Genomic DNA, 26,697 nt, shown 5'->3' on the forward strand with positions numbered 1-26,697 from the left:
TCAAGTGGGGCGCTACGGCGCCCCTTTATATTGCCGCCAACACCCCTTTGGCGATCTGCAGATCCTGAATCGCCAGCCCGGTAAGATCGGCGATGGTGATGTGCTGCGGCTCGCTTCGCAACCGCCCTCCCAGCGCCAAGACGGCGCCCATTTCGACGATTGGCGTTGAAATCAGCCTATTTTGCCGATAAGCCGTCGCGATCTCGCCATAGTCAGCGCACTGCGCCAGCGCATCGACCAGCAGTGCGTCCGCGCGAGCCACCAGATCGGTCGCCAGCTCCTGCTTGCCGGGCGCGTCGGCACCCACGGCGGTGATGTGCGTGCCGGGCCGAATATCCGCCGCCTGTAAAATCGGTTCGCGGCTGGGCGTGGTAGTGACGATCAGCTGACAGTGCGCCGCCAGTTCCGCCGCATCCTGCGTAACCCGCACCTGAAAACCTTCGGCCTCGGCTTCGCGCCGATACGCCGCCAGCGCCTGATCGTTGCGGCCCCACACCCACACTTCGCGGCAATCGGTCACCGGTTTCAGACATTGCAGCTGCAGCCGGGCCTGCAGGCCGGTGCCGACCATGCCGATCGCCTGAATATGCGGCGGCGCGCACAGTTCGGCGGCGATGCGGCCGGCCAGTGCGGTGCGCAGCGCGGTCAGCCAGCCCTCATCCTGCAGCAGCGCCCGAGGTTCGCCGGTCTGGGCGGAGAACGCCACCACCAGCCCCTGATTGCTGGCCAAACCGCGTTCGGCGTTGCGATAGAAACCGGCGGAGACCTTGACCACGAACAGCTCTTCGCCTTCCAGCCAGGCGGATTTGATGCAGCAATCGCCGGCGGCTTGTTCGAACAGGAAGTGCTGCACCGGCGGCTGTTGCACCCGCCGTTGCGAATAGGCGATAAAACCCTGCTTAAGCAGCGGGGTTATAGCCTCGGCGTCGAACGCGGCGAGGATTTGCTGCCGATTAAGGATGTGCATCGGCGATGGCCTTGAGGTACTTCTCCAGCACGATGTTTTTACCGCACAGCACCACCGCCACTTTTTTTCCCTGGTATTCCGGCGCCAGCTTGATCGCCGCCGCCAGCGCCACGCCGGCCGCGCCTTCGATAATCCACCGATCGCTGGCGGCGATCCGGCGCATCGCGTGCTTGATCTCCGTCTCGCTGACCAGCACTTTGCGGTCGATCAGCTGTTGGCACAGCGGGAAGGTCACGGCGCCCGGCTCGACGCCGCCGGCGGTGCCGTCGGACAGGGTGTCTTGCTCTTCCACCGGGAAGATATGGCCCGCTTCCAGCGCGCTGTACATGCTGGTGGCGTTTTCCGGCCAGCAGGCGATAAGCTGCGTGTTCGGCGACAATTGCCGCAGAACGGTGCCGATACCGGCGATATAGCCACCGCCGCCGACTGCCACGAACACGGCGTCCAGACCGGTGAGCTGTTCAACCAGCTCCATGCCGCAGGTGCCCTGGCCGGCGATCACCTGCTCGTCGTTATACGGCGAGATATAGGTTTTTCCCTGTTCGCGGGCGGCCTGTTCCCCGGCCAGTTCGGCGTTCAGCGCATCGCCCGGCACCCGTTCCACGGTGCCGCCCAGCGCGCGGATGGTGTCTAGCTTGATGCTCGCCGCCGTCTCTGGCGCATAAACCGTGACGCCAACGCCCATCAGCTGCCCCGCCAAAGCGACCGCCTGGCCGTGGTTGCCGGTAGAGGCGGCGATCACGCCGCGCCGGCGTTGCTCGCTGTCCAGTAACCGCAACTTGTTGCTGGCGCCGCGAAATTTAAAGGAGCCGGTGTGCTGCAGATGGTCGCATTTCAGATACAGCTCGCAGCCCAGCTGCTGTGAAAGCAGCACGCTGCGCTCCAATGGCGTGACCCGTACCTGAGGGCGCAGCTGTTGATGGGCAGAAACAATGGCATCGAAGAGGGGGTTCATACCGGCTCCAGAATGTTTAGACTTAAAAATCCAGTTTGTACTTTTTTGTATTGATTGTAAACCCCGTCGCCCGGCCGCCGGGCAAAAGCGGGCACGGCGTAATGTGATCGCACTGGCGGCGAAAAATAATCATTAACGTATAGTTTAGCGGCACGATTTTTTATTTATTTGCGTTAAGGAAGTCGCAACCGCTCATTATTTTAATAAGGGAACGACAATGAAAAAAATATTACTCGCCTCATTAACCTACGCCGCGCTGACACCGTTTGGTTTCGCCGCCAAAGATGTGACCACCCAACCGGAGGTTTATTTTCTGCAAGAGTCGCAATCGATAGACAGCCTGGCGTTATTGCCGCCGCCGCCCGCCGTTGACAGCATCGATTTTATGAATGACAAGGCGCAATATGATGCCGGGAAATTATTGCGTAATACCGAACGGGGCAAACAGGCTTATCACGACGCACACGTAACGGGGGATGGCGTCGCCGCCGCATTATCCGGCGCTTTCGGTACGGAAATCACCCAGGATAATACGCCGGAGCTGTTCAAACTGGTGATGAAAATGCGTGAAGACGCCGGCGATCTGGCTACCCGCAGCGCCAAAAATCACTATATGCGCATTCGGCCGTTCGCTTTTTACCATGAGCCCACTTGCCGACCGGATGAAGAGAGCACGCTATCGACGAACGGCTCTTATCCTTCCGGGCACACCGCCATCGGTTGGGCGACCGCGCTGGTGCTGGCGGAGATTAACCCTCCCAGGCAGGGGACGATACTGCAGCGCGGCTATGAGATGGGCCAGAGCCGGGTGATTTGCGGTTATCACTGGCAAAGCGACGTGACCGCCGCGCGCTTGGTCGCCTCGGCCATCGTCGCCCGACTGCACGCGGAGCCCACCTTCGCCGCGCAGTTGCAAAGGGCCAAAACGGAATTCAACGCCCTGAAAAAATAACCTTGCTTCACGCGGCAGCGCGCCATATGAAACGCTGCCGCCGATCCGGTAAGATGGCGACTCAGTGCCGGCATGCGCAGGAGAACCGCCATGAGCCATCGGGAAAAACAGCTGACTTTCGACCCTCGCGGGCATCAGTTAACCAATATCAACGTCTGGACGCCGGACAGCCAATGGCTGGCTTATGACGTGCGCCCGCGCGGCGCCTCTTTCACCGGTCTGAGCATCGAGCGGGTCAACGTCGCCAGCGGCGCGGTGGAGGTGGTTTATCGCGCTCAGCACGGCGCCCACGTCGGCGTGGTCACGGTCAGCCCCGATGCGCCGGCGCGCTATGCCTTTATCCATGGCCCGGAGCACCCGGACAGCGCCTGGCAATATGATTTTCACCACCGCCGCGGGGTGATCGTCAGCGAACCGGATCGCGAGTTGGCCATCACCCTCGACGCGCTGGATATCACCGCCCCCTACACCCCCGGCGCGCTGCGCGGCGGCAGCCATGTGCACGTATTCAGCCCGGACGGCAGCCGCCTCAGCTTTACCTATAACGATCACGTCATGCACGAGTGCGATCCGGCGCGCGATCTGCGCAACGTCGGGGTGGCCGTGCCGCTGCACGGGGTCAATCCGCCGAAACAGCATCCGCGCGAGTATGACGGCAGCCACTATTGCGTGCTGGTCAGCGAGACCGTGCCGCAGCCGCAGCCGGGCAGCGATCAGATCAATCGTGCTTACGAAGAAGGCTGGATTGGCCGCGAAGGTTACCGTAAGGCCGACGGCAGCCGGCAGCGCTGGGCGCTGGCGTTCATCGGCGATACGCTGTCCGCCGCCGGTGAAAAGCTGCCGGAGGTGTTTATCGTTGATCTGCCGGAGAACGATGCCGATTACGCCAGGGCGGGCGCTCTGCCGCTGCAGGGAACGGAAAGCGAGCTGCCGGCGCCGCCGCAGGGCGTCAGGCAGCGGCGGGTGACCTTTACCGGCGATCGTCGTTTTCCGGGCGTGGCCGGCGCACCGCGCCACTGGCTGCGCAGCTCGCCGGACGGCAGCCAGATCGCGTTTTTGATGAAGGATGACGGCGGCGTGGTGCAGCTGTGGACGGTGTCGCCGAACGGCGGGGAGCCGCGCCAGGTGAGCCACAGCGAGCATGATATCCAGTCTGCCTTCAGCTGGCACCCGCAGGGCGGGGCGATTGCCTTGGTGTGTGACAACAGCGTGATGCTGTGCGAGGTCGCCGGCGGCCGTCTGCAGCGTTTGACGCAGCGCAGCGCGCAGCCGCCGTCAGGGGACGCCGTGGTGTTTTCACCGGACGGCAAGAAAGTGGCGTTTATGCGCGAGATAGCGGGGTTCAACCAGATCTTTGTGGTTGAGGTGTAAGGCGGGCCTGATGGCCCGCTGCGTGTGTGATTAGTGTGTGGCGGCGCTGTCGTTGCCTTCGCCGGGATTGCCGGTTGCCGCCAGATTCTGCTGCTCGCTGCGCAGGATGCGCGCTTTTGGCGAGTCTGCGGTGGCGTCGTTGCCGGAACGCAGATAGTCGTAAGGCAGCAGTACGGTGTCCATCACCGCAGAGAACGGCAGATCCAGCGCCACCAGCGGCATCATCGCCCAACTGGTGTTGTCGTCCTTCAGCATGTCCACGCTGGCGCGGGTGCCGGGATAGTAACCCTGATTCGGGCCGGTATGGCTCATCACGCTGGAGCAACCGCTGGTCGCCAACAACATGCAGCCCGTCGCTATCGCTTTCATCGTCGTCATTAATCCATCCTGCAGGGTTGCTGTGCCCCTAAAATTAAGCTGAGTTATAACATCCTGTCGCTGCTTTAAAAGAAGCAAAATCCCGCTCTGTGGCGGCTCTCTCACTTTAGTGTAAGTGGTAAAAAAACTTTCGCCTAATCGGTACGAAGTTTTTTTGATCCTCGCCTGTTGAATTGATGAAATCAACCCCCATTTTATCATCAGAGCCGAATTGAGAATTCGCCGTAAGGGAATTCTGGCTTAATTAGCCTGTCCAGAGTGGAAGGCGTATTTATTTCAACCTCGCTGAAGTGCCTTAGGAGGCTGTTTTATGCGTAATTTTGATCTTTCCCCGCTATACCGTTCCGCCATTGGTTTCGATCGCCTGTTCAACGCGCTGGAAGCCAGCCAGAGTCAGGGCAACGGCGGTTATCCGCCTTATAATGTCGAGCTGGTGGACGAAAATCATTATCGCATCGCCATCGCGGTAGCCGGGTTTGCCGAGCAGGAGCTGGAGATCACCACGCAAGATAATCTGCTGATCGTGCGCGGGGCGCACAATAACGAACCGGCAGAAAAAACCTATTTATACCAAGGTATCGCCGAGCGTAATTTCGAGCGTAAATTCCAGCTGGCCGAACATATTCAAATTAAAGGCGCCAAACTGGAGAATGGCCTGTTGTATATCGACATGCAACGCATCGTGCCGGAAACATTAAAACCGCGCCGCATCGAAATTAAATAAATTTCCGTTTCGCCGGCAGGTACGCTGCCGGAAAATAATACCCAGCCTGCCGTCAGGGGGCTGAATAAACACATCTCGCTTAATGAAAGGAGTTGTTCCTATGCGTAATTACGATTTATCCCCGCTTCTGCGTCAGTGGATTGGTTTTGATAAATTGGCCAGCTCAATGGGCGGCCAGGAACCCCAGGGGTTCCCGCCGTATAACATCGAGAAAAGCGATGACAATCACTACCGCATTTCTCTGGCGCTGGCCGGTTTCCGGCAGAGCGAACTGAATATCGAAGTGGAAGGGCCGCGGCTGACCGTCAGCGGTAAACCCACACCGCCGGAAAAACAGGTCGAATACCTGCATCAGGGCCTGGTGTGCAAAGAGTTCCAGTTGACCTTCACCCTGGCGGAGCATCTGCAGGTGTCGGAGGCCAAATTTGAAAACGGCCTGCTGCACATCGATCTGGTGCGTCAGGTGCCGGAAGCCTTGCAGCCGCAGCGCATCGCCATCGGGGCGACGCCGGAGCTGGAAGCCAAATAACCGACTGAAAAACGGTCATCATCATGCGGGGGAGATCCAGACGGGTCTCCCCCGCTGCGTTATGTGGCGCATGCCACAGTCCCCCCGTTTGTCCGATGTCATAATCCTTGTTAATTGTGTGTCTTTGGCCGCAAATTCCTTTTCAACTTTGGCAAGGATGTGACCTATGAGCGATATCGCCCTGACCGTCAGCATGTTGGCGCTGGCGGCCGTCATTGGGCTGTGGATGGGGAACTGGAAGCTGTACGGCGTTGGGCTGGGCATCGGCGGCGTGCTGTTCGGCGGCATCCTGGTCGGCCACTTCGCCCAGAGCGGGCAAATCAACCTGAACGGGGACATGCTGCACTTTATTCAGGAGTTTGGCCTGATCCTGTTCGTGTACACCATCGGCATTCAGGTCGGCCCCGGTTTCTTCTCTTCGCTGCGCGTCTCCGGGCTGCGCCTCAACGCCTTCGCGGTGCTGCTGGTGCTGACCGGCGGCGTCGTGGCGGCGGCGGTACACAAGCTGTTCGACGTGCCGCTGCCGATCATCCTCGGCGTGTTCTCCGGCGCGGTCACCAACACCCCGGCGCTGGGCGCCGGTCAGCAAATCCTGACCGATCTCGGTTCCGATCCGGCGTTGGTGGACGGCATGGGGATGGGTTACGCCATGGCCTATCCGTTCGGCATATGCGGCATCCTGCTGGTGATGTGGCTGATTCGGCTGTTTTTCCGCATCAACATCGAGCGCGAGGCGCAGGCGTTTGAAAGCAGCCTGGGCAATCAGCGTGAGCTGCTGCACGCCATCAACGTGGCGGTGCGCAACCCCAATCTGCAGGGCATGGCGATCAAGCAGGTGCCGCTGCTCAACGGTGAAGCGATCGTCTGTTCGCGCCTCAAACGCGGGGAGCTGCTGATGGTGCCGGCGCCGCACGAGCGGCTGGAGCTGGGCGACTACCTGCATCTGGTGGGCAAACGCGAAGATCTGGAGAACGCCCGGCTGGTGATCGGCGAAGAGGTGGACGCCTCGCTGTCCACGCGCGGCACCGCGCTGCAGGTGGTGAGGGCGGTGGTGACCAACGAGCAGGTGCTGGGCAAGAAAATCCGCGATCTGAACCTGAAGCAAAAGTATGACGTGGTAATTTCACGCCTCAACCGCGCCGGCGTGGAGCTGGTGGCCGGCAGCAACGTGACGCTGCAGTTCGGCGACATTCTGAACCTGGTCGGCCGGCCGGAGGCCATCGACGCGGTGACGGCAATCGTCGGCAACGCCCAACAAAAACTGCAGCAGGTGCAGATGCTGCCGGTGTTTATCGGCATCGGCCTTGGGGTGCTGCTCGGCTCCATTCCGCTGTTCGTGCCCGGCTTCCCGGCGGCATTGCGGCTGGGGCTGGCCGGCGGGCCGCTGGTGGCGGCGCTGATCCTGGGGCGCATCGGCAGTATTGGCAAGCTGTACTGGTTTATGCCGCCGAGCGCCAACCTGGCGCTGCGCGAACTGGGCATCGTGCTGTTTCTGGCGGTGGTCGGGTTGAAGTCGGGTGGCAACTTCATCGATACCTTGCTGCACGGCGAGGGGCTGACGTGGGTCGGGTACGGCGCGCTGATCACCGCCATTCCGCTGCTGAGCGTCGGTATTCTGGCGCGCACGGTGGGCAAGATGAACTACCTGACGCTGTCCGGCATGCTGGCGGGATCGATGACCGATCCGCCGGCGCTGGCCTTCGCCAACGGTCTGCATCCTACCAGCGGCGCCGCCGCGCTGTCTTACGCCACCGTGTATCCGCTGGCGATGTTCCTGCGCATCATGTCGCCGCAGCTGCTGGCGGTGCTGTTCTGGACGCTGTAACGCTGCCCGACTACAGCCGGTAAGGCATTAACACGCCGTTGTCAGTGCCAAAATCTTTGGGGTTGCGGGAGATGAGCGTTCGGAACCCCACCTGCGCGGTGGCCCAGACAATGGCGTCCGGCAGCTTCACATGCTGTGAGTGGCGCAATTCTACGGCGCGTTCGGCAACTTCATCGGTAATAGGCAGCAGCAGGAATTGCCCTAAAAACTGGCGCGTTTTCAGCTCCAGCGCCGGCCCCTGTTTTTTGGCACCCACCATCACTTCCATCCAGGTGATGGCGCTAATAGCCGGGTTGATGTGGTATTCGGTCAGAACGTCTTTGGCTTGAGGAATGCCGTTGAGATAATCGATCAGGATATTGGTGTCGAATAACGCCCGTTGAGCCACCATTATTCCCACTCCTCGCGCTGACGATTTTCGTAGTCTACGCCATCGCCCATCGCCCCGGACCAGAGCCCGAAAGCATTGCTGGGATCTTCAACGTGGTTCTCCGTCAGATAACGGGAGACGGCCTGACGGATGATTTCGGCCCGGGGAACGTGGCGGATATTTTTCAGATTGTCGAGCTGCCGCAGGTCTTCTTCAGGTAAATCGATCACGATGCGAGTCATCGCTAGCCCTCCAAAAAAAGATATACGATATATGCATCGTATATCTTTATCGGTCGATTTTCAATCAGCTGGCGTTAGCCTTCCTGATGCGCGCGTTCGATCTCTTCCGCCAGGATCGCCACGCCGCGCTCGATTTTCTCCGGATCGGGCACGTAGTTCATGCGCATGCACTGGTGGGTGTGCGGCCATTCGTGCTCCAGCCCCGGGAAGAAGTAATGGCCCGGCACCATCAGCACGCCGCGCTTTTTCAGGCGCTGATACAGTACTTCGGTGGTGATCGGCAGATCTTTGAACCACAGCCAGAGGAAGATAGCCCCTTCCGGTTTGTGGATCAGGCAGCGCTCCGGCGACAGGTAGCGGCGGATAATCTCGATGGTGTGCTCGACGCGCTGTTTGTAGAACGGGCGAATCACCTCGTTCGACAGGCGCAGCAGATCGCCGCGCGCGATCATTTCCGTCGCCATCGCCGGCCCCATGCTGCCCGGCGACAGGCTGATGATGCCGTTCATGTTGGTCAGCGCGGTGATCACCTTCTCGTCGGCGATCACGATGCCGCAGCGCGAGCCCGGTAGGCCGAGCTTGGACAGGCTCATGCACAGGATGGTGTTCGGGTTCCACAGCGGCGTGGCGTCGCTGAAGATGATGCCGGGGAACGGCACGCCGTAGGCGTTGTCGATCACCAGCGGAATGTCGCGCTGCTGCGCCAGCAGGTCGAGCTTCATCAGCTCTTCGTCGGTGATCACGTTGCCGGTCGGGTTGGTCGGCCGCGAAACGCAGATCATGCCGATGTCGTCGCCGATGGTGAGGTGTTCGAAATCAACGTGATACTTGAACTGGCCGTCCGGCAGCAACTCGATGTTCGGTTTGGCGGAGACGAACAGCCCTTCGTCCAGCCCGGCGTCGGCATAGCCGATGTATTCCGGTGCCAGCGGGAACAGCACGCGGCGGAGCGAACCGTCGGCGTAGCGGCCGGCGAACAGGTTGAACAAGTAGAAAAACGCGCTTTGGCTGCCGTTCGTCAGTGCAATATTCTGTGGCGAAATCTCCCAGCCGAGCTCGTCGCGCAGCAGATTGGCCAGCGCTTTCAGCAGCGCGTCCTTGCCTTGCGGGCCGTCGTAGTTGCACAGCGCTTCGGTCAGTTTGCCCTGATCGAGCATCTCCTGACACAGCTGTTTGAAGTAGGCTTCCATCTCTGGGATCTGCGCCGGGTTGCCGCCGCCGAGCATGATGGCACCGGGGGTGCGCAGGCCTTCGTTCAGGTCGTCCATCAAACGGGTAATGCCCGCATAACGGGTAAATTTTTCGCCGAAAAGTGAGAAAGTCATAGGTGCAGCAGTACTGTTTCTTAGCAGGTAATCCCTCACCATACCGCCAGACAAATCCCGCTGCAACGCGGCCGATAAATCGACCAATGGGCACAAACTTCGCCCATTGGTCGATTGGTAGCATATTACGCTGGATTATTGTGACCGTTCGCCGGCCCACACCACCATCACCTTATCGTCGCCGAGCCGGCGGCTGAAGGCGTAGTAGGCGGCGTGTGGCTGCGGGGTTTGCACGCCGGCGCCGATCGCCGGATGGCGAGCGCGGAACTGCCCCAACCGTTGCCAGTGGGCCAGCATCGGGGCTTTTTCCCCCAGCAGCTCACGCCAGTTCATGTCGGAGCGGGTGCCCTGCAGCGGATCGGAACCGGTGGGGCCGAGCGGGCGGCCGCTTTCATCGCCGTAGTAAATCTGCACCGCGCCCGGCGCCAGCAACAGCAGGTTCGCCGCCCGCTGTTGCAGCGGCAGCGAGCCTTTGGCGTCGCTGGCGAAGAACAGCCGGGTGTCGTGTGAAGAGAGGTAGCTCAGCACGTTGAAATCCTGCAGCCGCTCGGCCATCTGCCGGTAGGTGGCGTCGATGTCGGCAAAGCAGCCCAATGCCTGCGCTGCCTGGTCCTGGAAGTCGAAGTTGATCATCGCGTCGAAGCCGTTTTGGTAATAGTCGCTTTTCATCACCCCGTGGCCCCAGGCCTCGCCGGTCATCCAAAACGGCGCGTCATCCAGCGCCTGCTGCGGATGCTCTGCTTTCCACGCCGCCAATGCCGCCGTGGCGCGCTGCTTCAACAGCGCCAGCGTCGGTTTTTCCACGTGCTTGGCGGTATCGACGCGGAAACCGTCGATGCCGTAATCGCGCACCCACTGGCTGAGCCAGACGGTCAGGTAATCGCGGGTGGCGGCGCCGGGCATGTCGCGTGCGGCGGTGTCAGGCTTGTGGCGGTAGAACAGCGGCAGGCCGCTGACGCCGGGCGCTTCGGTTTTGATGTCCGGCAGGAAGGCCAGCGACATCGTCAGATCGTCATAGCCCGGTGAGTCATAGTCGCCGATGTCGGTGCGGATCCAGTTTTTCCCCCACCATTGGCGCCAGCCCGCCTTGTCGCTGAAGTTGATGTAGTCGTTGAAACTGTGCCAGTTTTGCCCTGGCCCGGGGCGCCAGTCGCCCCAGTTTTTCCCCAGGGTTTTCTCCACCTCCGCGCCTTGCAGATACAGCGAGCCGAAGTGAAACGTCTGCATATCCGCCAGCGTGGCGTAACCGACATGGTTCACCACCACGTCGAACAGAATGCGAATGCCGCGCCGATGCGCTTGCTCGACCAGCGTGCGCAGCTCCTGTTCGGTGCCCATGTTGGCGTCGAGGCGAGTCCAGTCGAGCGCGTAATAGCCGTGATAGGCGTAATGCGGGAAATCGCCTTTGGTGCCGCCGCCGACCCAGCCGTGGATCTGCTCCAGCGGCGAGCTGATCCACAAGGCGTTGACGCCGAGCTGCTGCAGATAATCCAGTTTTTGCGTCAGGCCGGCCAGATCGCCGCCGTGAAAGGTGCCTATTTCCTGCAGGCCGTCGCTGCGGCGCCCGTAGCTGTGGTCATTGGCCGGATTGCCGTTCTCAAAGCGATCGGTCAGCACGAAGTAGACCGTGGCGTTATGCCAGCTGAACGCCGCCGGTTTCGCCGTGGTGGCGGACTCCAGCAGCAACAGGCCGCCGCTGGCGGCGGCGGGCTGCAGCGTGATTTTTCCCTGGTTCACCTGCGCCGTTTGGCCGGAATAGAAATCGCGCAGCGTTTCGCCTTCGGCGAAGGTGGAGGCGACGTCGACCGTGACCGGCTTGCCGTCCCCGCGCGGGCAGCTGCGGGCAACAACGGCGGCGCTTTCCGGCGCGCTGCGCAGGCTGAGCTGCAGCGTCGGCGTGCCGCTGCGGGTGTCGATGCGCACCTGATAGTCGCCGGCGCGGAACTGTCGCCAGCTGGCCGGCGGATGAGTGCCGCAGGGCTGCAGCGACAGCGTCTGGTTAAGCCTCACCGCCTCGGCCGGCTGCCAACAGTGGTTATCCTGATACAGGCGCAGCGGCAGCTGGCCTTTGGGCAGCGCGGCCTGGCTGGTAAACAGCCCGGCGGCAGTTTCGTCGAAGGCCGGGAAACCCGGCAGCGTCCAGCCGGCCAGCGCCGAAGGCGACAGCAGCATCAACAAGGGCAGGGGTAACAGTTTCATGGCTCTCCTTACGCGCGGCAGGAAGCGTTTTTCTCGCAGGGTAGCGCCCAGTGTGGCAAACGGCGGAAAAATAGCCTCCTCCCTGCGAGGGTTTTTCGGGGAGGAGAGAAAGGGCGGAGCGTTTTCGGATTGATTCGGCTTGGCTTTGCGCGCGCGCTGCGGCAGATTAAACGATGAACATCAAAGGAGGTTAGCGATGACGGACAAAAACTGGCGAGAAGAGATCGTTCAGGCAATTCAGGATGCCGAATTGCAGCACTTCGCCGAAGAACATCAGCTGCAGGCGCTGTTCGCGCCGCAGCAGGAAGAGCAACACGGCCGGTTATCCGCAGACCACCGGCCGCGCTGAGTTATTTCCGCAACAGCTGCGGGTTGACGCAGTTTTCTTTCACCGTGCCGGTCAACGCGGCGATCAAATTATCCACCGCGCAGGCGGCCATGCCGTAGCGCGTTTCATGGGTGGCGGAGCCGATGTGCGGCAACGCCACCACGTTCGGCATGCTGAGCAGCGGCGAGTTGGCCGGCAGCGGCTCTTTCTCGAACACGTCCAACCCGGCGGCGTGGATCACGCCGTTTTGCAGCGCTTCGATCAGCGCCTGCTCATCCACCACCGGCCCGCGGCCGGCGTTGATCAGAATGCCGCTTTTCTTCATCTTCGCCAGCTGATCGCGGCCGATCATGTGGAAGGTTTGTTCGGTCAGCGGCAGCGTGATGCACACGAAATCCGACTCGGCCAGCAGGGTATCCAGATCGCAGCGGCGCGCGTTAAAGCGCTGCTCCGCCTCTTCGTGCGTGCGGCGGGCGTTGTACAGCACCGGCATGCCGAAGCCGAAGTGCGCGCGCTGCGCCAGCGCCAGGCCGATGCGCCCCATGCCGAGGATGCCGATGGTTTTATGGTGCACGTCGACGCCGAACCAGTCCGGCCCGATGCTGCCGCGCCATTCGCCGGCCTTCACCCGTTCCGCCACTTCCACCACCCGGCGCGCGGTCGCCAGCACCAGGCTCATGATGGTGTCGGCGACGGTTTCGGTCAGCACCGTCGGGGTGTGCATCAGCAGCACGTTATGGGCGTTGAGCGCCTCGACGTCGAAGTTGTCGTAGCCGACGGAAACGGTCGAGGCCGCGCGCAGTTTGGGCGCTTGCTGCAGGAAGGTTTCGTCAATTTTACCGCCGGAACCGATGATCCCTTCGGCCTGCTGCAGCGCCTGGCGCAGTTCGTCGCGGTTCTCCGGCTGCAGGCCGTTGAAGGCGTGCACGGTGAAGTGCTGTTCCAGCCGTTCACGCAGATCGGCGGGCAGGCTTTTGTACAATACGATAGAAGGCTTCATCACGAACTCCAGCTGGGCCAAAGGGGGCATGGCGCCCCCCGGTTGGGTTAACAGATAAAAAGTATAACCGGATCAAGCCAATTGCGGCTGGATCTCGTTGCGGGCGGGTTTGACGATCAGCGTCAACACCACCGCCACCACCAGTGCGATGGCCATAAACATGTAAGAGGCCGCCGGGCTGCCGGTGGCGCCATTCAGATAGCCGACGAACCACGAACCGAAGAACGACCCCAGCGCGCCCATGCTGTTGATCAGCGCCATGGCGCCCCCGGCGACGTTTTTCGGCAGCATTTCCGGAATGATGGCGAAGAACGGCCCGTAGGGGGCGTACATCGCGGCGCCGGCGACCACCAGCAGGCCGTAGGAGATCCAGAAGTGGTTGGCGCCGACGGCGTAAGAGCCGAAGAACGCCAGCGCGCCGATCAGCAGCAGCGGCCAGACGAACAGCTTGCGGTTTTGCATTTTGTCCGACGCCCAGGAGACCACGATCATGGCGATGGTCGCCGCCAGGTAAGGCACCGCCGACAGCCAGCCGGCTTCCACCATGCCCATCTGCATGCCGCTGCGCAGGATGGAAGGCAGCCACAGCACGAAGCCGTACACGCCGATGCTCCAGGCGAAGTACTGCACGCACAGCAGGATCACGTTGCGCGAACGGAAGGCTTCGCCGTAGTTGCGCACGGCCTTGATGCCTTTCTGCTCTTCGTCCAGCTGCTGCTGCAGCGCCTGTTTCTCATCGGCACTCAACCAGCCGGCCTGCGCCGGTTTGTCTTTCGCCAGCACCCACCAGCAGAACGCCCAGATAACCGCCGGAATGCCCTCGATGATGAACATTTCACGCCAGCCGAAGGCGTGGATCAGGTAGCCGGACACCACCGACATCCACAGCACCGTCACCGGGTTGCCGAGGATCAGGAAGGTGTTGGCGCGTGAGCGCTCCGATTTGGTGAACCAGTTGCTGATGTAGATCAGCATCGCCGGCATTACCGCCGCTTCCACCACGCCGAGGATAAAGCGGATGGCGGCCAGCATCGGAATATTGCTCACCACGCCGGTCAGCGAGGCGCAGCCGCCCCACAGGATCAGGCACCAGAAGATCAGTTTTTTGACGCTGCGGCGTTCGGCGTAGATGGCGCCGGGAATTTGGAAGAAGAAATAACCGAGGAAAAACAGCGCGCCCAGCAGCGAGGACATGCCTTTGGTGATGCCGAGATCTTCATTGATGCCGGCGGCAGAGGCGAAGCTGAAGTTGGCGCGATCGAGATAGGCCAGGCTGTAGGTGATAAACACGATGGGCATGATGTACCACCAGCGTTTGGCCGCGACAGTCGCTTTGTTCATGTTCAGTATCCTTCAGTGGTGTTGCGTCCCCTTCGCCCGGCACGCTGGGCATGCAAGAGGAAGGGGCAGATGCTCTCCCGACGCGTCCCGGTTGTAGGGCCAGAGGCTGACGTCATGCGGAGAAGTCGTTTTTTTATTGTTATTCGGCCAGCGCCGCGCGGGTCGGCAGGCCCTCGCTGTCGCCGATGGCCTGGATCGCCAGCGAACCGATTTTGTTGCCGCGCTGCACCGCCTGTATCAGCGTTTTGCCTTCCAGCAGGGCGCTGAGGGTGCCGACGGCAAAGCCGTCACCGGCGCCGACGGTATCCACCACGTTGTCGACCTTGACCGCGGCCACCGCCGCCTTGTCGCCGGCGGCGGTTTTAAACCAGGCGCCGTCCGGGCCGGTTTTGATGATCACCGCCTGCACGCCGCGTTCCAGATAGAAATCGGCGATGCCTTCCGGCGTCGATTGGCCGGTGAGGATCTGCCCTTCTTTCAGCCCCGGCAGCACCCAGTCGGCGGCGAACGCCAGCTGGTTCAGCTGCTCGATCATCACCTCGCGGCTGGGCCACAGCACCGGGCGCAGATTGGGATCGAACGAAATGGTTTTGCCCATGGCGCGCATCTCGCGCGCCGCATGGTGGCACAGCGCCAGCGATTCGCTGGACAGCGCCGCCGCCACGCCGCTCAGGTGCAGGTGGCGCGCAGAACCGAAATACTCAGGGTTGAAATCGGCGACCGACAGGTGGCTGGCCGCCGAGCCTTTGCGGAAGTATTCCACGCTGGGATCGGTACCATCGGCGGTTTTGGATTTCACCTGAAAGCCGGTGGGATAGTGGCCGTCGACCGTCACCTGCCGGTAGTTGATGCCTTCTTTTTTCAGCTGCTGCAGGGTGAAGCGGCCGAACGAATCGTTGCCGACGCGGCTGACCCAGCCGACATTCATGCCCAGGCGCGCCAGGCCGATCGCCACGTTCAGCTCGGCGCCGGCGATGCGTTTGGTGAAGGTTTCCACCTCCGCCAAATCGCCGGTTTGCGCCGCCACGAACATAGCCATGGCTTCGCCCAGCGTGACCACATCCAGGGGCGCCTGCTGCGCCGTGGTTGCCGTTAACGTTGTCATCATCGGGTTACTCCGCACGCAAAATATTGACGTAATGGCGGGTGACGGCTTCCAGATCATCGCCCTGCAACGGGAATTCGATGCCGCGCGGTGCATCGTGCGGCAGGCGGGCCAGCAGATCGCGCCAGCTGCCGTCGGTATCGTCCAGCGCGACGGCGCGCCAGCCGCGCGGGCCTTGGGTGGCGGCTTTGACGTGCACGTAACCGACGTGGCGGGCCAGGCGTTCGGCGGCGGCGAAAGCGTCTTGCCCCACCCATAGCCAGTTGGCCATATCGAAGGTCATGCTGACCGGCAGGTGGCTATCTTCCGCGGCGTGGAAAAAGGCGTTCAGCATCGACAAAATGCCGCAGTCCGGCGTCTGATCGTTTTCGACCACCAGTTTGACCGGGTGCTGCTCCAGCGCCACTTTCAGCTCGGTAAAATCAAAACCGGGGCGGAAATGGCCGAGGGACAACTTCAGCTGGCGCGCGTTCAGCGCCTGCGCTTCCGCCAGCAGCGCCGCCAGGTTGGGGTTCAGCGTATGTTGCGGGGTGAACAGCGCCTCAGGGGCGGAGTAGACGGCGAACAGCTGTTGGCGTTCGATTTCTTGCGCCAGGGCCGGCAGGCTGTCCAATTCGCCGGCGGCGAACAGTTCGCGGCGGATCTCCACCCCGTCGGCGCCCGCGCCGGCGATGATGGGCAACAGCGCGCGCTGGCCGCCGTATTGTTTGACGGTATCGGTGCCGTAGGCGCCGGTGACCACGATGATTTCTGTTTTCATTTTGACTCCTGAGGCGGCATTGTCGCCGCCGCTGCTGTTACCGGTACGTTAAATGGAACCGGTTCCAGCGAAAAGCGACAGAGTGTAAAAATATGATCGCAATCACGAAGCTGAGCAAAAAACAGCCGATGAGGGCGGGGCGGGCAACGGCCCCGAAGAAGGCGGGTTAGCGGGTGGTGGAGCCGCGGACGATCAGCTCGCCGGAGAACATCTGCTCGCCGCTGGGGGCGGCCAGGCCCTGAATGCGCTGCACCAGCCGCTCCAGTGCCGCGTGCCCCATTTGGTAGGTGGGCTGTTTCAGCGTGGTGATGCCGACGCCCGCCAGCTCCGCCCACTCCAGCTCGTCGAAGCCCAGCAGGCCGATGTCGTTGCCCCACTGAATGCCGAGCCGGCGCATGGCGCGCGCCACCTGCAGCGTCAGGGCGCCGTTGGCGGAGATCACCGCCTTGCGCATGCCGCGATGGCGGCCGCTGAAATCGCTCAGCACCTGCTCCAGCTTCTGCCGATCGTTGAGCGGCGTTTCGGCCTGCTCCGCCGACAGCGTGGGGTGCTGCGCCATGGTATGTCTGAAAGCGTGCAGGCGCTCGAGACGGGTATTGACCGTACCGAGCGGCTCGCTGAGGAACAAAATCGCTTCGAAACCTTGTTGCAGCAGGTGTTCGGTGGCGACGGTGGCGGCTTCGCGGTTGTTCAGGCCCACCACGTCGCAGGCGAAATCGGGGATTTTGCGGTCGATCAGTACCATCGGCAGCATCGACTGCTGCAGCGTGGATAACGCTTCCTCGCGCATGCCGACCGCGTTGACCACGATGCCCTCCACCCGGTAACTGCTGAGCAGCTGCAGGTAGTGCTGTTCCTGATTGACTTCGTTGTTGGTGTTACACACCAGCAGGGTAAAGCCGTGCTGGCGGCAGGCGGCCTCGATGCCGCGCATCACGTCCACCGAATAGGGGTTGGTGATATCGGCGAGGATCAGGCCGATCAGGCGGGTCTGGCCGCCCTTCAGGCTGCGCGCCATTTGGCTTGGCCGGTAGTCGAGCTGCTGGATCGCCTGTTCGATGCGCTGTTTGAGATCGTCGGAAAGCAGGTGCTGTTCACCATTCAGATAGCGCGACACGCTGGTCTTGCCGGTTTTGGCGATGTTGGCCACATCGCTGATGGTGGCGCGTCCTGAGGCGCGCGTTGCCTTGCCTGTGCTCACAGCCGATCCCTCCTGCGGTTAATTGCCAAGGAGACTACCATACCCGATGTGCGGGCGGGAGTGTTGAAGGGTAAGGCGAAAATCGCAGGGAGGCGGCGGGGCGCCGGTTGCGCGCCCCGCACGGGATTACTGCAGCGGGCTGAGGGTGATCTCGACGCGGCGGTTTTGCGCCTTGCCTTCCGCGGTGCTGTTGGAGGCGATCGGGTTGTCCGGACCGGCACCGGTGGTGCGGATACGGTTCGCCGCCACGCCCTGGGTGATCAGCGCGCTGGCTACGCCGTCGGCGCGCTGCTGCGACAGGTTCATGTTGAGCGAGCGGGAGCCGGTGCTGTCGGTGTAGCCGACAACGTTGACCGCGGTTTTCGGATACTCTTTCAGCACCATGGCGACGCCGGTCAGGGTGTTGGCGCCCGCCGGTTTCAGCGTGGCGCTGCTGCTGTCGAAGGTCACGTTGTTCGGCATGTTCAGCACGATGTTGTCGCCCTGGCGGGTGACGCTGACGCCGGTGCCTTTCATCTTGTCGCGCAGTTTGGCTTCCTGCACGTCCATGTAATAGCCAGCGCCGCCGCCGAGGGCTGCACCGGCCGCTGCGCCGATCAGCGCGCCCTTGCCGCGATCTTTCTTGGAAGAGGACAGCACGCCGACGCCGGCGCCCAGTGCGGCCCCGAGGCCCGCGCCGATGCCGGATTTACCGGCTTCGGATTCGCCGGTGTAAGGGTTGGTGGTACAGGCCGACAGCGCGAGCGTGAGGCTCACGGCGCCGGCAATAATTGCAATGCGTTTTTTCATGTTCTTGTCCTTAATGGCATCAGAATCTGTACGCGCCGGCCCAAAGCGGGGACGCAAAAAAAAGTGGGTGACGCAGGGAGCCCGCGTCGCCGCGCTACCTATGACGCGCGGTTTCGCCGGCAGTTCCGGAGAAAAACGTGACAAATGATGAGCGCGGGTAAGTGCTGGGGGAGTTATGCGGTAAAACGCCGGGCGGCGCTATGCAGCGGATTCTTAATTGTGCGCATCCGGAGTGCAGATGCGCCTTTTTTAAGCATAACGGGTTGAATTTTCGACTGCCGGCCAGTTCATGATCAGCGTATAGGCCTGGGTTTCATCGTTGAACAGGCGCTGCGTAACCTGAAAACCGTGCCTGTGGTAGAACGCGCAGGCGCGCAGGTTCTGCTGGTACACCTCCAGGCTGAGCCGGCGGTAGCGCTGTTGCACGTGCGTCATCAGCGCCTGGGCGACGCCGCGGCCGTGAAACGCCCGATCGACAAACAGCGCGCCGATGAACTGCTCGTCCAGCACGCTGATAAAGCCGACGATCTCGTCGTCATGCCAGCAGGCCCAGCTTTGCGCGCGCGGCAGGTAGTTTTCACGCACCAGCGCGGCGCTCTCACGCCAGTATTTTTCCGCCACGAACGGATGAGCGGCGATGGTGCTGGGCAGCCACAGCGCCATCAGCCGGTCGATATCCTCCGGGCCACAGGGGCGGATCACCGTGGCTTTGGGTAGCACATGCATCCCGTGAGATGATCGTTCACCAGCCCGCTGGCCTGCATGAAGGCGTAACAAACGGTGGAGCCGATAAACTTGAAGCCGCGTTTTTTTAGCGCCTTGGACATGGCGTCGGACTGCTCGGTTTTGGCCGGCACCTGGTTCAGCGCCTGCCAGCGGTTGAGCTGCGGCCTGCCGCCGACGAAGTCCCAAATGAAGGTAACGAAATTCTCGCCGGCCGCCTCCATCGCCAGATAGGCTTTGGCGTTGGTGATGATGGCTTCTATCTTGCCGCGGTGGCGGATGATGCCGCTGTCCTGCAGCAGGTTTTCCACGTCTTGTTCGGTCATGGCGGCGACCCGCTGCGGATCGAAACCGTGGAAAGCGCGGCGGTAGTTCTCGCGCTTTTTCAGCACGGTGATCCAGGAAAGGCCGGCCTGCTGCCCCTCGAGGCACAGCATTTCAAACAGCTCGCGCGCGTCGGTGGTGGGCGCACCCCATTCCTGGTCGTGATACTCGAGATACAACGGATCGGCCGTCACCCAACCGCAACGTTCGTCTGCCATCCTGACTGTCCTTATGCTGTATTTATGAACAGTAATCATCGCTCGAAGCGCCGAACTTGGCAAGCCTCTGATTGTTTTGTCATCAGCCCGCTTGACGTGACGAAAAAGCCGACAATAGTTACTACATGGCCGGTGGGAAACCGGCCAACGATAAAAACGACATTGCCTTCATTTGCAGGCTCTCAGGAGTCGATTCATGCCTCTAAAAATAACGTGCATGCCCCGCCCGGCGGCGCTTGCAGTGGCGTTGCTTTGCAGTGTGACCCTTCCGGCTCAGGCGTACGATCAACTCTACGTCTTTGGCGATAGCCTGAGCGATACCGGCAACAACGGCCGGTTCACCTATGACGGTAACCAGCACCTGCTGTACGACGAAGCGTTGGCGCAACGCATCGGGGCGGCGCTGGTGGCTTCGGACAACGGCGGTGAGAACTACGCCGCCGGCGGCGCCGTGGCGGTGCCGGGCCTGAACCCGGCCGACAACACCCAGGATCAGGTGCAGCGCTATCTGAACCGGGTCAACGGCCAGGCCGACGGCGACGGTTTGTACGTTCATTGGATCGGCGGCAACGATCTGGCGGCGGCGGCATTAAATGCCGCTACCGCGCCCGGCGTGGCCTATAACAGCGCCGCCGCGGCAGCCGCGCAGGTGCATTCGCTGCTGAACGCCGGCGCCGGCACGGTGATCGTGCCGACGGTGCCGAACATCGGCTCCACGCCGCAGCTGATGGAATTGATCATTCAACAGGCGCTGTCGCCGGTGCAGGGGGCGGCGATCCAGGCGGCCTATGCCACGCTTAATTCGGTGGCGACGCCAGACAACGCTTCACGCACGCAGGCGATCCACGCGGCGTTGGCCGCCGCGGCGAAGCAGGGCAGCGCCATTCCTCAGGTGCAGCAGGCGATCGCCACGCAGCTTATCGCGGCGTATGACAGCCTGAGCGCGCAGGCCGCCCAACTGACCGATTTCTATAATCAAAGTGAAGACCGTTTGCTGGCGCAGGGCGGCGGCAATATCGTGCGGGTGGACGTCAACAAGCTGTTCGCCGAAGCGATCGCCAATCCGGCGCAGTTCGGCTTCGCCAACACCGCCGGCATGGCTTGCCCGCCGGGCGTTTCCTCGGCGGTCTGCAGCTCCGATATGCCCGGCTTCGACGCCGGCCAGTCCTATCTGTTCTCCGACCATTTCCACCCGAGCCCGCAGGCGCACCTGCTGATTGCGGATTATATCCAGGCGGTGTTGGATGGCCCGGCGCAGGTGGTGGCGCTGAATCAGGCGACGGCGGCGATGGCGCGCGACAGCCGCGCCACGCTCGACAGCCGCTTCCAGCAGCTGCGCCACGGCGAAAACCCGCAGGGTTCGCTGGGCGTGTTCGGCGGTTACGCCGGCCAGCACTATGACTATGCCGATAACCGGGCGGCGGGGGACGGCAACGCCACCACCCACAACCTGACCGTCGGGGTGGACTATCAGCTGACCGACGGCTGGCTGATCGGCGCGTTGATCGCCGGTTCCAACGACGATCAACATCCTTCCAGCCGCTTTGATTACAAGGCGCGCGGGCTGCTGCTGTCGGCTTTCAGTTCACTGGCGATATTCGAGCAGGGCTGGGTCAACGCCGATTTGCACTATGCGACGATGGATTATGACGACATCCGCCGCAGCCTGCGGCTGGGGCCGCTGACGCGCACCGAAACCGGTTCGACCACCGGCAGGCAGTGGGGCGCGCGCGTGACCGCCGGCTATGACTTCCCGATCGCTTCTTACCTGACCACCGGGCCGGTGGCGCAGTTCGCCTGGGATTACAGCCGCGTTTCCGGCTACAGCGAAGATGGCGATGACAGCACCGCCATGCGCTTCAACGATCAAACCTACCACTCGCAGATCGGCGCGTTGGGCTGGCGGCTGGATACGCAATTCGGCGTGTTTAACCCTTATGCGGAAGTGAGTTATCAGCACCAGTTCGGCGACGACGTCTACCGCGCCGGCGGCGGCCTGAAATCGATGCAAACCTCGTTCACCCGCGACAGTGCGGGCCAGGACAAAAACTGGGTGGATGTCACGTTGGGGGCCAACATGCCGTTGACGGACAGGGTATCGGCCTTCGCCACCGTCTCGCAAACCGGCGGGCTGAGCAGCGGCGAGCAGTTTATGTATAACGTAGGCGTCAGCGCGCGCTTTTGAATTGGCCATCGGCGCGTTCAAGGGCGCAGGATCAGGATAAGCCATAAGGTCTGATAAGGGATTTATGCGAAAGGCGGCCTGGGGGGAATTATGCGGGCCGCAGTGACGTTGGCGGAAATACAAAAAAAAACTGATCCTATGAAAGGATCAGGTAGCCACTTGGCCAACACCAGGGAAAATTTTATTTATTATTGTATAACCAAAGATTAACTGTCAATTTGTTTCTGTGGCCCGTTAGCGCCGTATTTCATCCATGGCCATTCCTTCCATACCCAACGCGTCGGCACGCCGCGCGATATCACCTTATTTTTCACGATATAAGAAATAATCTGGCACTTGATCACATTATCTCTCGATGAAGGGAGTTTTTTAGTTGATAAAATTAACAAAAATAACATTGATGCAACTTTATCTCGTGGGAAATATAAGGATATACGCACGTAAATCAGCTTAAATTTGGTCGATGAAGAGGGAAGTAGCGTTCAGCCAATTGACTATTTAAACGGCGGTGAGTGATATTTTTGTTAAGTGGCTCTAATGTGTATGCCGGGTATGTCTTTCTGAACGGCAAGGTAACCGGCCGGCGTGTTGTCCTTCCCGCTGTGCCCGCCGCGGGAAAATCCAGCGCTTCTCGTCCCGATTCGCACTTGTTGCCGGATTCTGGCTGTATATCTTACGGTCAAAGGGTATACTGGCGCATTCCATCTAAATCCACTTGTATCGCGTGCGAATTCAACATGCAAAAGTTTGATACCAAGACCTTCCAGGGCCTGATCCTGACACTGCAGGATTATTGGGCGCGCCAGGGCTGCACCATCGTTCAACCATTGGACATGGAAGTCGGCGCGGGAACCTCACACCCGATGACGTGCCTGCGCGCACTGGGGCCGGAGCCGATGGCCGCCGCCTATGTGCAGCCATCCCGCCGCCCGACCGACGGCCGCTACGGTGAAAACCCGAACCGTCTGCAGCACTACTACCAGTTCCAGGTGGTGATTAAGCCATCGCCGGACAACATTCAGGAACTCTACCTGGGCTCTCTGAAAGAGCTGGGTCTGGATCCGACCATCCACGACATTCGCTTCGTGGAAGACAACTGGGAAAACCCGACGCTCGGCGCCTGGGGCCTGGGTTGGGAAGTGTGGCTGAACGGCATGGAAGTGACGCAGTTCACCTACTTCCAGCAGGTCGGCGGCCTGGAGTGCAAGCCGGTGACCGGTGAGATCACTTACGGCCTGGAGCGCCTGGCGATGTACATCCAGGGCGTGGACAGCGTATATGATCTGGTGTGGAGCAACGGCCCGCTGGGCGTCACCACCTACGGCGACGTGTTCCACCAGAACGAAGTGGAGCAGTCCACCTACAACTTCGAATACGCCGATGTCGACTTCCTGTTCTCCTGCTTCGAGCAGTACGAGAAAGAAGCCCAATCGCTGCTGGCGCTGGAAAAACCGCTGCCGCTGCCGGCCTACGAACGCATCCTGAAGGCGGGTCATACCTTCAACCTGCTGGACGCGCGCAAGGCGATTTCGGTGACCGAGCGTCAACGCTACATTCTGCGCATCCGCACGCTGACCAAAGCCGTTGCCGAAGCCTACTACGCTTCCCGCGAAGCGCTGGGCTTCCCGATGTGCAACAAGAAGAACGAGAACTAAGAGGCAGCCATGACTCAACAGACTTTCCTGGTGGAAATCGGCACGGAAGAGCTGCCGCCGAAGGCTCTTCGTTCCCTGGCGGAATCTTTCGCCGCCAACTTCACCGCCGAGCTGGACAACGCCGGCCTGGAACACGGTGACGTGAGCTGGTTCGCCGCACCGCGCCGTCTGGCGCTGAAAGTGGCCAGCCTGAGCGCGGCGCAGGCCGATCGCGAAATTGAAAAACGCGGCCCGGCGATCGCCCAGGCGTTCGACGCCGAAGGCAAACCGAGCAAAGCGGCCGAAGGCTGGGCGCGCGGCTGCGGCATCACCGTCGATCAGGCTGAACGCCTGGTGACCGACAAGGGCGAGTGGTTGATGTACCGCGCCCACGTCAAAGGCCAGTCGGCGCAGGCGCTGCTGGCCGGCATGGTCAGCACCGCGCTGGCTAAACTGCCGATTCCGAAACTGATGCGTTGGGGCGACTCCGACGTGCAGTTCGTGCGTCCGGTGCACACCGTCACGATGCTGCTGGGCGCCGATCTGATCCCGGGCACCGTGCTGGGCATCGACTCTGCGCGCACCGTGCGCGGCCACCGCTTCATGGGCGAAGCCGAGTTCACCCTCGACAACGCCGACCAATACCCGCAGATCCTGCTGGAGCGCGGCAAAGTGGTCGCCGATTATGAAGCGCGTAAAGCCCTCATCAAGCGCGACGCCGAGCTGGCGGCGCAGAAGATTGGCGGCAAGGCCGATCTGAGCGACAGCCTGCTGGAAGAAGTGGCCTCGCTGGTGGAATGGCCGGTGGTGCTGACCGCCAAATTCGAAGAGAAATTCCTGGCGGTGCCGGCGGAAGCGCTGGTGTACACCATGAAGGGCGACCAGAAGTATTTCCCGGTGTACGACGCCGCGGGCAAACTGCTGCCGAACTTTATCTTCGTGGCCAACATCGAGTCGAAAGACCCGCAGCAGATCATCTCCGGTAACGAGAAAGTGGTGCGTCCGCGCCTGGCCGACGCCGAGTTCTTCTTCAATACCGACCGCAAGAAACGCCTGGAAGACAACCTGCCGCGCCTGGAAACCGTGCTGTTCCAACAGCAGCTGGGCACCCTGCGCGACAAGACCGACCGCATTCAGGCGCTGGCGGGCTGGGTTGCCGGCCAGATCGGCGCCGACGTCAACCACGCCACCCGCGCGGGCCTGCTGTCGAAGTGCGACCTGATGACCAACATGGTGTTCGAATTCACCGACACCCAGGGCGTGATGGGCATGCACTACGCGCGCCACGACGGTGAGGCGGAAGACGTCGCCGTTGCGCTGAACGAGCAGTATCAGCCGCGCTACGCCGGCGATGCGCTGCCGCAGTCGCTGGTGGCCTGTTCCCTGGCGATCGCCGACAAGATGGACACCCTGGCCGGCATCTTCGGCATCGGGCAGCATCCGAAAGGCGATAAAGACCCGTTCGCGCTGCGCCGCGCCGCGCTGGGCGTATTGCGCATCATCGTCGAGAAAAACCTGCCGCTGGATCTGCAGACCCTGACCGAAGAGGCCGTGCGCCTGTACGGCAGCAAGCTGACCAACGCCAAGGTGGTCGACGAGGTGGTGGAATTCATGCTGGGCCGCTTCCGCGCCTGGTATCAGGAGGAAGGCCACGCTGTCGATACCATTCAGGCGGTGCTGGCGCGCCGTCCGACCAAGCCGGCCGACTTCGACGCGCGCGTCAAGGCGGTCTCCCACTTCCGTACGCTGGAAGCGGCGGCGGCGCTGGCTGCGGCCAACAAACGCGTCTCCAACATTCTGGCCAAGTCTACCGAAACGCTGAACGACAGCGTGCGCGCCTCGGTGCTGAAGGACGCAGCGGAGATCCAGCTGGCGACTCACCTGGTGGTGCTGCGCGACAAGCTGCAGCCGTACTTCGCGGCGGGCAACTACCAGGAAGCGCTGGTGGAGCTGGCTGCGCTGCGCGAGCCGGTGGATGCGTTCTTCGACAACGTGATGGTAATGGCGGACGATGCGGAAGTGCGCGTGAACCGTCTGACGCTGTTGAGCAAGCTGCGCGAACTGTTCCTGCAGGTGGCGGATATCTCCGTGCTGCAGTAAGTGGCCTCTCTGCTGTGAAAAGGCGCCTGCGGGCGCCTTTTTTTATTTCCGTTTCCTGGGGGCGAAGGCAAGGTCGCCTGGCGACTTGGGGGGCGACTTGGGGGGCGACTTGGGGAAATTGAAGCGTCCGGTCGCCGACGGCAATGAACCTCAGTGCGTTTTGCGCACGATTTTCAACCGCATCCGGCCGGGGCAATGCTCATCGCAAGCGGAATCGCGTATCGGAATGCCGCCAGTTGATCTATTCTTATAGGCGCACGGAGTGCGGAAAAAGGGGCGGAGTCCAATGAAAAAGCAGGTTTATAACAGGAGTTATGTCACATGGCGGTAGGGATCCAGAGCAGAGGTTTCGCGCGTTGGTTGGCACCGGTATTGGCATTGTTGGTGGTCATGCAATTGACCGCCTGCGGCGATAAAGAGCCGGAACAGCGCAAAGCATTTATCGATTACTTACAGAATACCGTGATGCGCAGCGGGGCGAACATCCCCACGCTGAGCGAAGACCAGAAGCAGAAGTTCGGCAACTATGCCGGCGATTACGCGATTTTGGTCGGCTTTTCGCAGCAGCTGTCCAAGTCGGTCGGCGCCAGCCTGACGCCGGCGCTGGATCAGATTAACCAGATCCGCACCGCGCAGGACTACCTGAACAAACGCGACGCGCTGCAGCAATCGGTCGGCGCGTTGAACCTGCTGGGCCAACAGATCCAGTCCGCTAAATCGCAGGCGGATACCGCCCGCGCGGCGCTGAAGCAGCCCGACGATCTGAAGGCGGTGTACAACCAGGCCTATGACAAGATCGTTACCGCACCGGCCAACGCCTTGATGCCGGCGATCCCGACCACCGCCGGCTTCGTGCAGGATCTGGTGCAGGTTGGCGATTTCCTGCAGAGCCAGGGCAACCAGGTCAGTTTCAACAACAACGGCGTGCAGTTCCGCACCGCGCAGCAGGTGGCGCAGTACAACACCATGATGTCGAATCTGGTGGCCAAGCAGCAGAACCTGCTGAATGCGCAGAAAGCCGTTCAAAGCGTGACGCAATAACGCACCGCATGCACGACATACGGGCCGGCATTGCCGGCCCGTTTTATTTCCCCTCAGCGTTTCCAATAGCTTGCTGGTTTATTGCGCAGGCTTCTGTACTACACTTCAATT

Annotated in this window: 25 protein-coding genes; 10 read left to right on the top strand and 15 right to left on the bottom strand. The window is 61.5% G+C overall.

Annotated elements, in window-relative coordinates; genetic code table 11:
• Positions 1 to 25 precede the first annotated feature (25 nt).
• Complete coding sequence (locus tag ACJ8PI_RS18675; RefSeq protein WP_060423507.1) at positions 26 to 967, bottom strand: ornithine cyclodeaminase family protein; 942 nt, start codon at positions 965 to 967, stop codon at positions 26 to 28.
• Positions 954 to 1,922, bottom strand: coding sequence for a threonine/serine dehydratase (locus ACJ8PI_RS18680; protein WP_039568273.1), 969 nt, complete (start codon positions 1,920 to 1,922; stop codon positions 954 to 956). The genes ACJ8PI_RS18675 and ACJ8PI_RS18680 overlap by 14 nt, the downstream gene beginning before the upstream one ends.
• A 217-nt stretch (positions 1,923 to 2,139) precedes the next feature.
• On the opposite strand from ACJ8PI_RS18680, the gene ACJ8PI_RS18685 reads away from it, so the two are divergent.
• Positions 2,140 to 2,874 (top strand): acid phosphatase, encoded by a 735-nt coding sequence (locus tag ACJ8PI_RS18685; RefSeq protein WP_033636536.1) that lies wholly within the window; start codon positions 2,140 to 2,142, stop codon positions 2,872 to 2,874.
• Between the two features lie 90 nt (positions 2,875 to 2,964).
• Positions 2,965 to 4,245 (top strand): DUF3748 domain-containing protein, encoded by a 1,281-nt coding sequence (locus ACJ8PI_RS18690; protein WP_041037321.1) that lies wholly within the window; start codon positions 2,965 to 2,967, stop codon positions 4,243 to 4,245.
• 30 nt (positions 4,246 to 4,275) lie between these two features.
• On the opposite strand, the gene ACJ8PI_RS18695 is transcribed toward ACJ8PI_RS18690, so the two are convergent.
• Positions 4,276 to 4,623, bottom strand: a complete 348-nt coding sequence (locus ACJ8PI_RS18695; protein ID WP_033636538.1) for a YceK/YidQ family lipoprotein — start codon at positions 4,621 to 4,623, stop codon at positions 4,276 to 4,278.
• A gap of 310 nt (positions 4,624 to 4,933) precedes the next feature.
• Here ACJ8PI_RS18695 and ibpA point away from each other — a divergent pair, with 310 nt between their 5' ends.
• The 3 genes from ibpA (at position 4,934) to ACJ8PI_RS18710 (ending at position 7,701) form a co-directional block, all read left to right on the top strand.
• Positions 4,934 to 5,347, top strand: a complete 414-nt coding sequence (gene ibpA, locus ACJ8PI_RS18700; protein WP_164134547.1) for a small heat shock chaperone IbpA — start codon at positions 4,934 to 4,936, stop codon at positions 5,345 to 5,347.
• A 100-nt stretch (positions 5,348 to 5,447) separates the two neighbouring features.
• Positions 5,448 to 5,876 (top strand): small heat shock chaperone IbpB, encoded by a 429-nt coding sequence (ibpB, locus tag ACJ8PI_RS18705; protein ID WP_004933922.1) that lies wholly within the window; start codon positions 5,448 to 5,450, stop codon positions 5,874 to 5,876.
• A 166-nt stretch (positions 5,877 to 6,042) separates the two neighbouring features.
• Positions 6,043 to 7,701 (top strand): putative transporter, encoded by a 1,659-nt coding sequence (locus tag ACJ8PI_RS18710; protein ID WP_033649549.1) that lies wholly within the window; start codon positions 6,043 to 6,045, stop codon positions 7,699 to 7,701.
• A 10-nt stretch (positions 7,702 to 7,711) separates the two neighbouring features.
• Here ACJ8PI_RS18710 and ACJ8PI_RS18715 read toward each other — a convergent pair whose 3' ends face one another.
• From ACJ8PI_RS18715 to ACJ8PI_RS18730, 4 genes are all read right to left on the bottom strand, one after another.
• Positions 7,712 to 8,092 (bottom strand): type II toxin-antitoxin system VapC family toxin, encoded by a 381-nt coding sequence (locus ACJ8PI_RS18715; protein ID WP_033649548.1) that lies wholly within the window; start codon positions 8,090 to 8,092, stop codon positions 7,712 to 7,714.
• Positions 8,092 to 8,313, bottom strand: a complete 222-nt coding sequence (locus tag ACJ8PI_RS18720; protein WP_004933932.1) for a ribbon-helix-helix domain-containing protein — start codon at positions 8,311 to 8,313, stop codon at positions 8,092 to 8,094. Before ACJ8PI_RS18720 ends, ACJ8PI_RS18715 begins: the two co-directional genes overlap by 1 nt.
• Positions 8,314 to 8,387: 74 nt before the next feature.
• On the bottom strand, positions 8,388 to 9,638 hold the full coding sequence (locus tag ACJ8PI_RS18725; RefSeq protein ID WP_101427591.1) for a valine--pyruvate transaminase: 1,251 nt from the start codon (positions 9,636 to 9,638) through the stop codon (positions 8,388 to 8,390).
• A 135-nt stretch (positions 9,639 to 9,773) separates the two neighbouring features.
• The gene (locus ACJ8PI_RS18730; RefSeq protein WP_164134548.1) at positions 9,774 to 11,837 is read right to left on the bottom strand and encodes an alpha-amylase; all 2,064 of its coding nucleotides are present in this window, start codon (positions 11,835 to 11,837) and stop codon (positions 9,774 to 9,776) included.
• A 196-nt stretch (positions 11,838 to 12,033) separates the two neighbouring features.
• On the opposite strand from ACJ8PI_RS18730, the gene ACJ8PI_RS18735 reads away from it, so the two are divergent.
• Positions 12,034 to 12,186: a hypothetical protein gene (locus ACJ8PI_RS18735; RefSeq protein ID WP_019455508.1), complete on the top strand. Its 153-nt coding sequence runs from the start codon at positions 12,034 to 12,036 to the stop codon at positions 12,184 to 12,186.
• 1 nt (position 12,187) lies between these two features.
• On the opposite strand, the gene ghrB is transcribed toward ACJ8PI_RS18735, so the two are convergent.
• The 8 genes from ghrB to ACJ8PI_RS18775 all read right to left on the bottom strand — a co-directional run bounded on the left by ghrB (position 12,188) and on the right by ACJ8PI_RS18775 (position 19,626).
• Positions 12,188 to 13,165, bottom strand: a complete 978-nt coding sequence (ghrB, locus tag ACJ8PI_RS18740; RefSeq protein ID WP_085286590.1) for a glyoxylate/hydroxypyruvate reductase GhrB — start codon at positions 13,163 to 13,165, stop codon at positions 12,188 to 12,190.
• Between the two features lie 72 nt (positions 13,166 to 13,237).
• Positions 13,238 to 14,506 carry an MFS transporter gene (locus tag ACJ8PI_RS18745; protein WP_033636543.1) on the bottom strand — a complete coding sequence of 423 codons (1,269 nt, stop codon included), beginning with the start codon at positions 14,504 to 14,506 and terminating at the stop codon, positions 13,238 to 13,240.
• 139 nt (positions 14,507 to 14,645) lie between these two features.
• Positions 14,646 to 15,611 carry a sugar kinase gene (locus tag ACJ8PI_RS18750; protein WP_033649579.1) on the bottom strand — a complete coding sequence of 322 codons (966 nt, stop codon included), beginning with the start codon at positions 15,609 to 15,611 and terminating at the stop codon, positions 14,646 to 14,648.
• A gap of 7 nt (positions 15,612 to 15,618) precedes the next feature.
• A complete protein-coding gene (locus tag ACJ8PI_RS18755; protein WP_033636544.1) occupies positions 15,619 to 16,371 on the bottom strand; it encodes a sugar phosphate isomerase/epimerase family protein in 753 nt (250 codons plus the stop codon).
• Positions 16,372 to 16,537: 166 nt separating this feature from the next.
• A complete protein-coding gene (locus ACJ8PI_RS18760; protein ID WP_103799268.1) occupies positions 16,538 to 17,572 on the bottom strand; it encodes a LacI family DNA-binding transcriptional regulator in 1,035 nt (344 codons plus the stop codon).
• A 126-nt stretch (positions 17,573 to 17,698) separates the two neighbouring features.
• Positions 17,699 to 18,361, bottom strand: coding sequence for an OmpA family lipoprotein (locus tag ACJ8PI_RS18765; RefSeq protein ID WP_033631402.1), 663 nt, complete (start codon positions 18,359 to 18,361; stop codon positions 17,699 to 17,701).
• 249 nt (positions 18,362 to 18,610) lie between these two features.
• On the bottom strand, positions 18,611 to 19,063 hold the full coding sequence (locus ACJ8PI_RS18770) for an N-acetyltransferase (protein ID WP_060423498.1): 453 nt from the start codon (positions 19,061 to 19,063) through the stop codon (positions 18,611 to 18,613).
• Positions 19,060 to 19,626, bottom strand: coding sequence for a DNA-3-methyladenine glycosylase I (locus tag ACJ8PI_RS18775; RefSeq protein ID WP_033636547.1), 567 nt, complete (start codon positions 19,624 to 19,626; stop codon positions 19,060 to 19,062). Before ACJ8PI_RS18775 ends, ACJ8PI_RS18770 begins: the two co-directional genes overlap by 4 nt.
• Positions 19,627 to 19,822: 196 nt before the next feature.
• Here ACJ8PI_RS18775 and ACJ8PI_RS18780 point away from each other — a divergent pair, with 196 nt between their 5' ends.
• The 4 genes from ACJ8PI_RS18780 to ACJ8PI_RS18795 all read left to right on the top strand — a co-directional run bounded on the left by ACJ8PI_RS18780 (position 19,823) and on the right by ACJ8PI_RS18795 (position 26,586).
• On the top strand, positions 19,823 to 21,811 hold the full coding sequence (locus ACJ8PI_RS18780; RefSeq protein ID WP_164134549.1) for an autotransporter outer membrane beta-barrel domain-containing protein: 1,989 nt from the start codon (positions 19,823 to 19,825) through the stop codon (positions 21,809 to 21,811).
• A gap of 737 nt (positions 21,812 to 22,548) precedes the next feature.
• Positions 22,549 to 23,466, top strand: coding sequence for a glycine--tRNA ligase subunit alpha (gene glyQ, locus ACJ8PI_RS18785; protein ID WP_004933966.1), 918 nt, complete (start codon positions 22,549 to 22,551; stop codon positions 23,464 to 23,466).
• A gap of 9 nt (positions 23,467 to 23,475) precedes the next feature.
• Entirely contained in the window at positions 23,476 to 25,545 is a 2,070-nt protein-coding gene (gene glyS, locus ACJ8PI_RS18790) for a glycine--tRNA ligase subunit beta (RefSeq protein WP_164134550.1), read from the top strand.
• 321 nt (positions 25,546 to 25,866) lie between these two features.
• Positions 25,867 to 26,586, top strand: a complete 720-nt coding sequence (locus tag ACJ8PI_RS18795) for a DUF3053 domain-containing protein (protein WP_033636551.1) — start codon at positions 25,867 to 25,869, stop codon at positions 26,584 to 26,586.
• The last annotated feature ends 111 nt before the right edge of the window (positions 26,587 to 26,697 follow it).

The organism is Serratia sp. CY82433 (assembly GCF_052166535.1).
GTDB classification, from domain to species: Bacteria; Pseudomonadota; Gammaproteobacteria; order Enterobacterales; family Enterobacteriaceae; genus Serratia; species Serratia sarumanii.

What these genes read in the sequence shown, in the direction of transcription:
- ACJ8PI_RS18675 (WP_060423507.1), bottom strand. Translation starts at nt 967, where the DNA reads ATGCACATCCTTAATCGGCAGCAAATCCTCGCCGCGTTCGACGCCGAG.
- ACJ8PI_RS18680 (WP_039568273.1), bottom strand. Translation starts at nt 1,922, where the DNA reads ATGAACCCCCTCTTCGATGCCATTGTTTCTGCCCATCAACAGCTGCGC.
- ACJ8PI_RS18685 (WP_033636536.1), top strand. Translation starts at nt 2,140, where the DNA reads ATGAAAAAAATATTACTCGCCTCATTAACCTACGCCGCGCTGACACCG.
- ACJ8PI_RS18690 (WP_041037321.1), top strand. Translation starts at nt 2,965, where the DNA reads ATGAGCCATCGGGAAAAACAGCTGACTTTCGACCCTCGCGGGCATCAG.
- ACJ8PI_RS18695 (WP_033636538.1), bottom strand. Translation starts at nt 4,623, where the DNA reads ATGACGACGATGAAAGCGATAGCGACGGGCTGCATGTTGTTGGCGACC.
- ibpA (WP_164134547.1), top strand. Translation starts at nt 4,934, where the DNA reads ATGCGTAATTTTGATCTTTCCCCGCTATACCGTTCCGCCATTGGTTTC.
- ibpB (WP_004933922.1), top strand. Translation starts at nt 5,448, where the DNA reads ATGCGTAATTACGATTTATCCCCGCTTCTGCGTCAGTGGATTGGTTTT.
- ACJ8PI_RS18710 (WP_033649549.1), top strand. Translation starts at nt 6,043, where the DNA reads ATGAGCGATATCGCCCTGACCGTCAGCATGTTGGCGCTGGCGGCCGTC.
- ACJ8PI_RS18715 (WP_033649548.1), bottom strand. Translation starts at nt 8,092, where the DNA reads ATGGTGGCTCAACGGGCGTTATTCGACACCAATATCCTGATCGATTAT.
- ACJ8PI_RS18720 (WP_004933932.1), bottom strand. Translation starts at nt 8,313, where the DNA reads ATGACTCGCATCGTGATCGATTTACCTGAAGAAGACCTGCGGCAGCTC.
- ACJ8PI_RS18725 (WP_101427591.1), bottom strand. Translation starts at nt 9,638, where the DNA reads ATGACTTTCTCACTTTTCGGCGAAAAATTTACCCGTTATGCGGGCATT.
- ACJ8PI_RS18730 (WP_164134548.1), bottom strand. Translation starts at nt 11,837, where the DNA reads ATGAAACTGTTACCCCTGCCCTTGTTGATGCTGCTGTCGCCTTCGGCG.
- ACJ8PI_RS18735 (WP_019455508.1), top strand. Translation starts at nt 12,034, where the DNA reads ATGACGGACAAAAACTGGCGAGAAGAGATCGTTCAGGCAATTCAGGAT.
- ghrB (WP_085286590.1), bottom strand. Translation starts at nt 13,165, where the DNA reads ATGAAGCCTTCTATCGTATTGTACAAAAGCCTGCCCGCCGATCTGCGT.
- ACJ8PI_RS18745 (WP_033636543.1), bottom strand. Translation starts at nt 14,506, where the DNA reads ATGAACAAAGCGACTGTCGCGGCCAAACGCTGGTGGTACATCATGCCC.
- ACJ8PI_RS18750 (WP_033649579.1), bottom strand. Translation starts at nt 15,611, where the DNA reads ATGACAACGTTAACGGCAACCACGGCGCAGCAGGCGCCCCTGGATGTG.
- ACJ8PI_RS18755 (WP_033636544.1), bottom strand. Translation starts at nt 16,371, where the DNA reads ATGAAAACAGAAATCATCGTGGTCACCGGCGCCTACGGCACCGATACC.
- ACJ8PI_RS18765 (WP_033631402.1), bottom strand. Translation starts at nt 18,361, where the DNA reads ATGAAAAAACGCATTGCAATTATTGCCGGCGCCGTGAGCCTCACGCTC.
- ACJ8PI_RS18775 (WP_033636547.1), bottom strand. Translation starts at nt 19,626, where the DNA reads ATGGCAGACGAACGTTGCGGTTGGGTGACGGCCGATCCGTTGTATCTC.
- ACJ8PI_RS18780 (WP_164134549.1), top strand. Translation starts at nt 19,823, where the DNA reads ATGCCTCTAAAAATAACGTGCATGCCCCGCCCGGCGGCGCTTGCAGTG.
- glyQ (WP_004933966.1), top strand. Translation starts at nt 22,549, where the DNA reads ATGCAAAAGTTTGATACCAAGACCTTCCAGGGCCTGATCCTGACACTG.
- glyS (WP_164134550.1), top strand. Translation starts at nt 23,476, where the DNA reads ATGACTCAACAGACTTTCCTGGTGGAAATCGGCACGGAAGAGCTGCCG.
- ACJ8PI_RS18795 (WP_033636551.1), top strand. Translation starts at nt 25,867, where the DNA reads ATGGCGGTAGGGATCCAGAGCAGAGGTTTCGCGCGTTGGTTGGCACCG.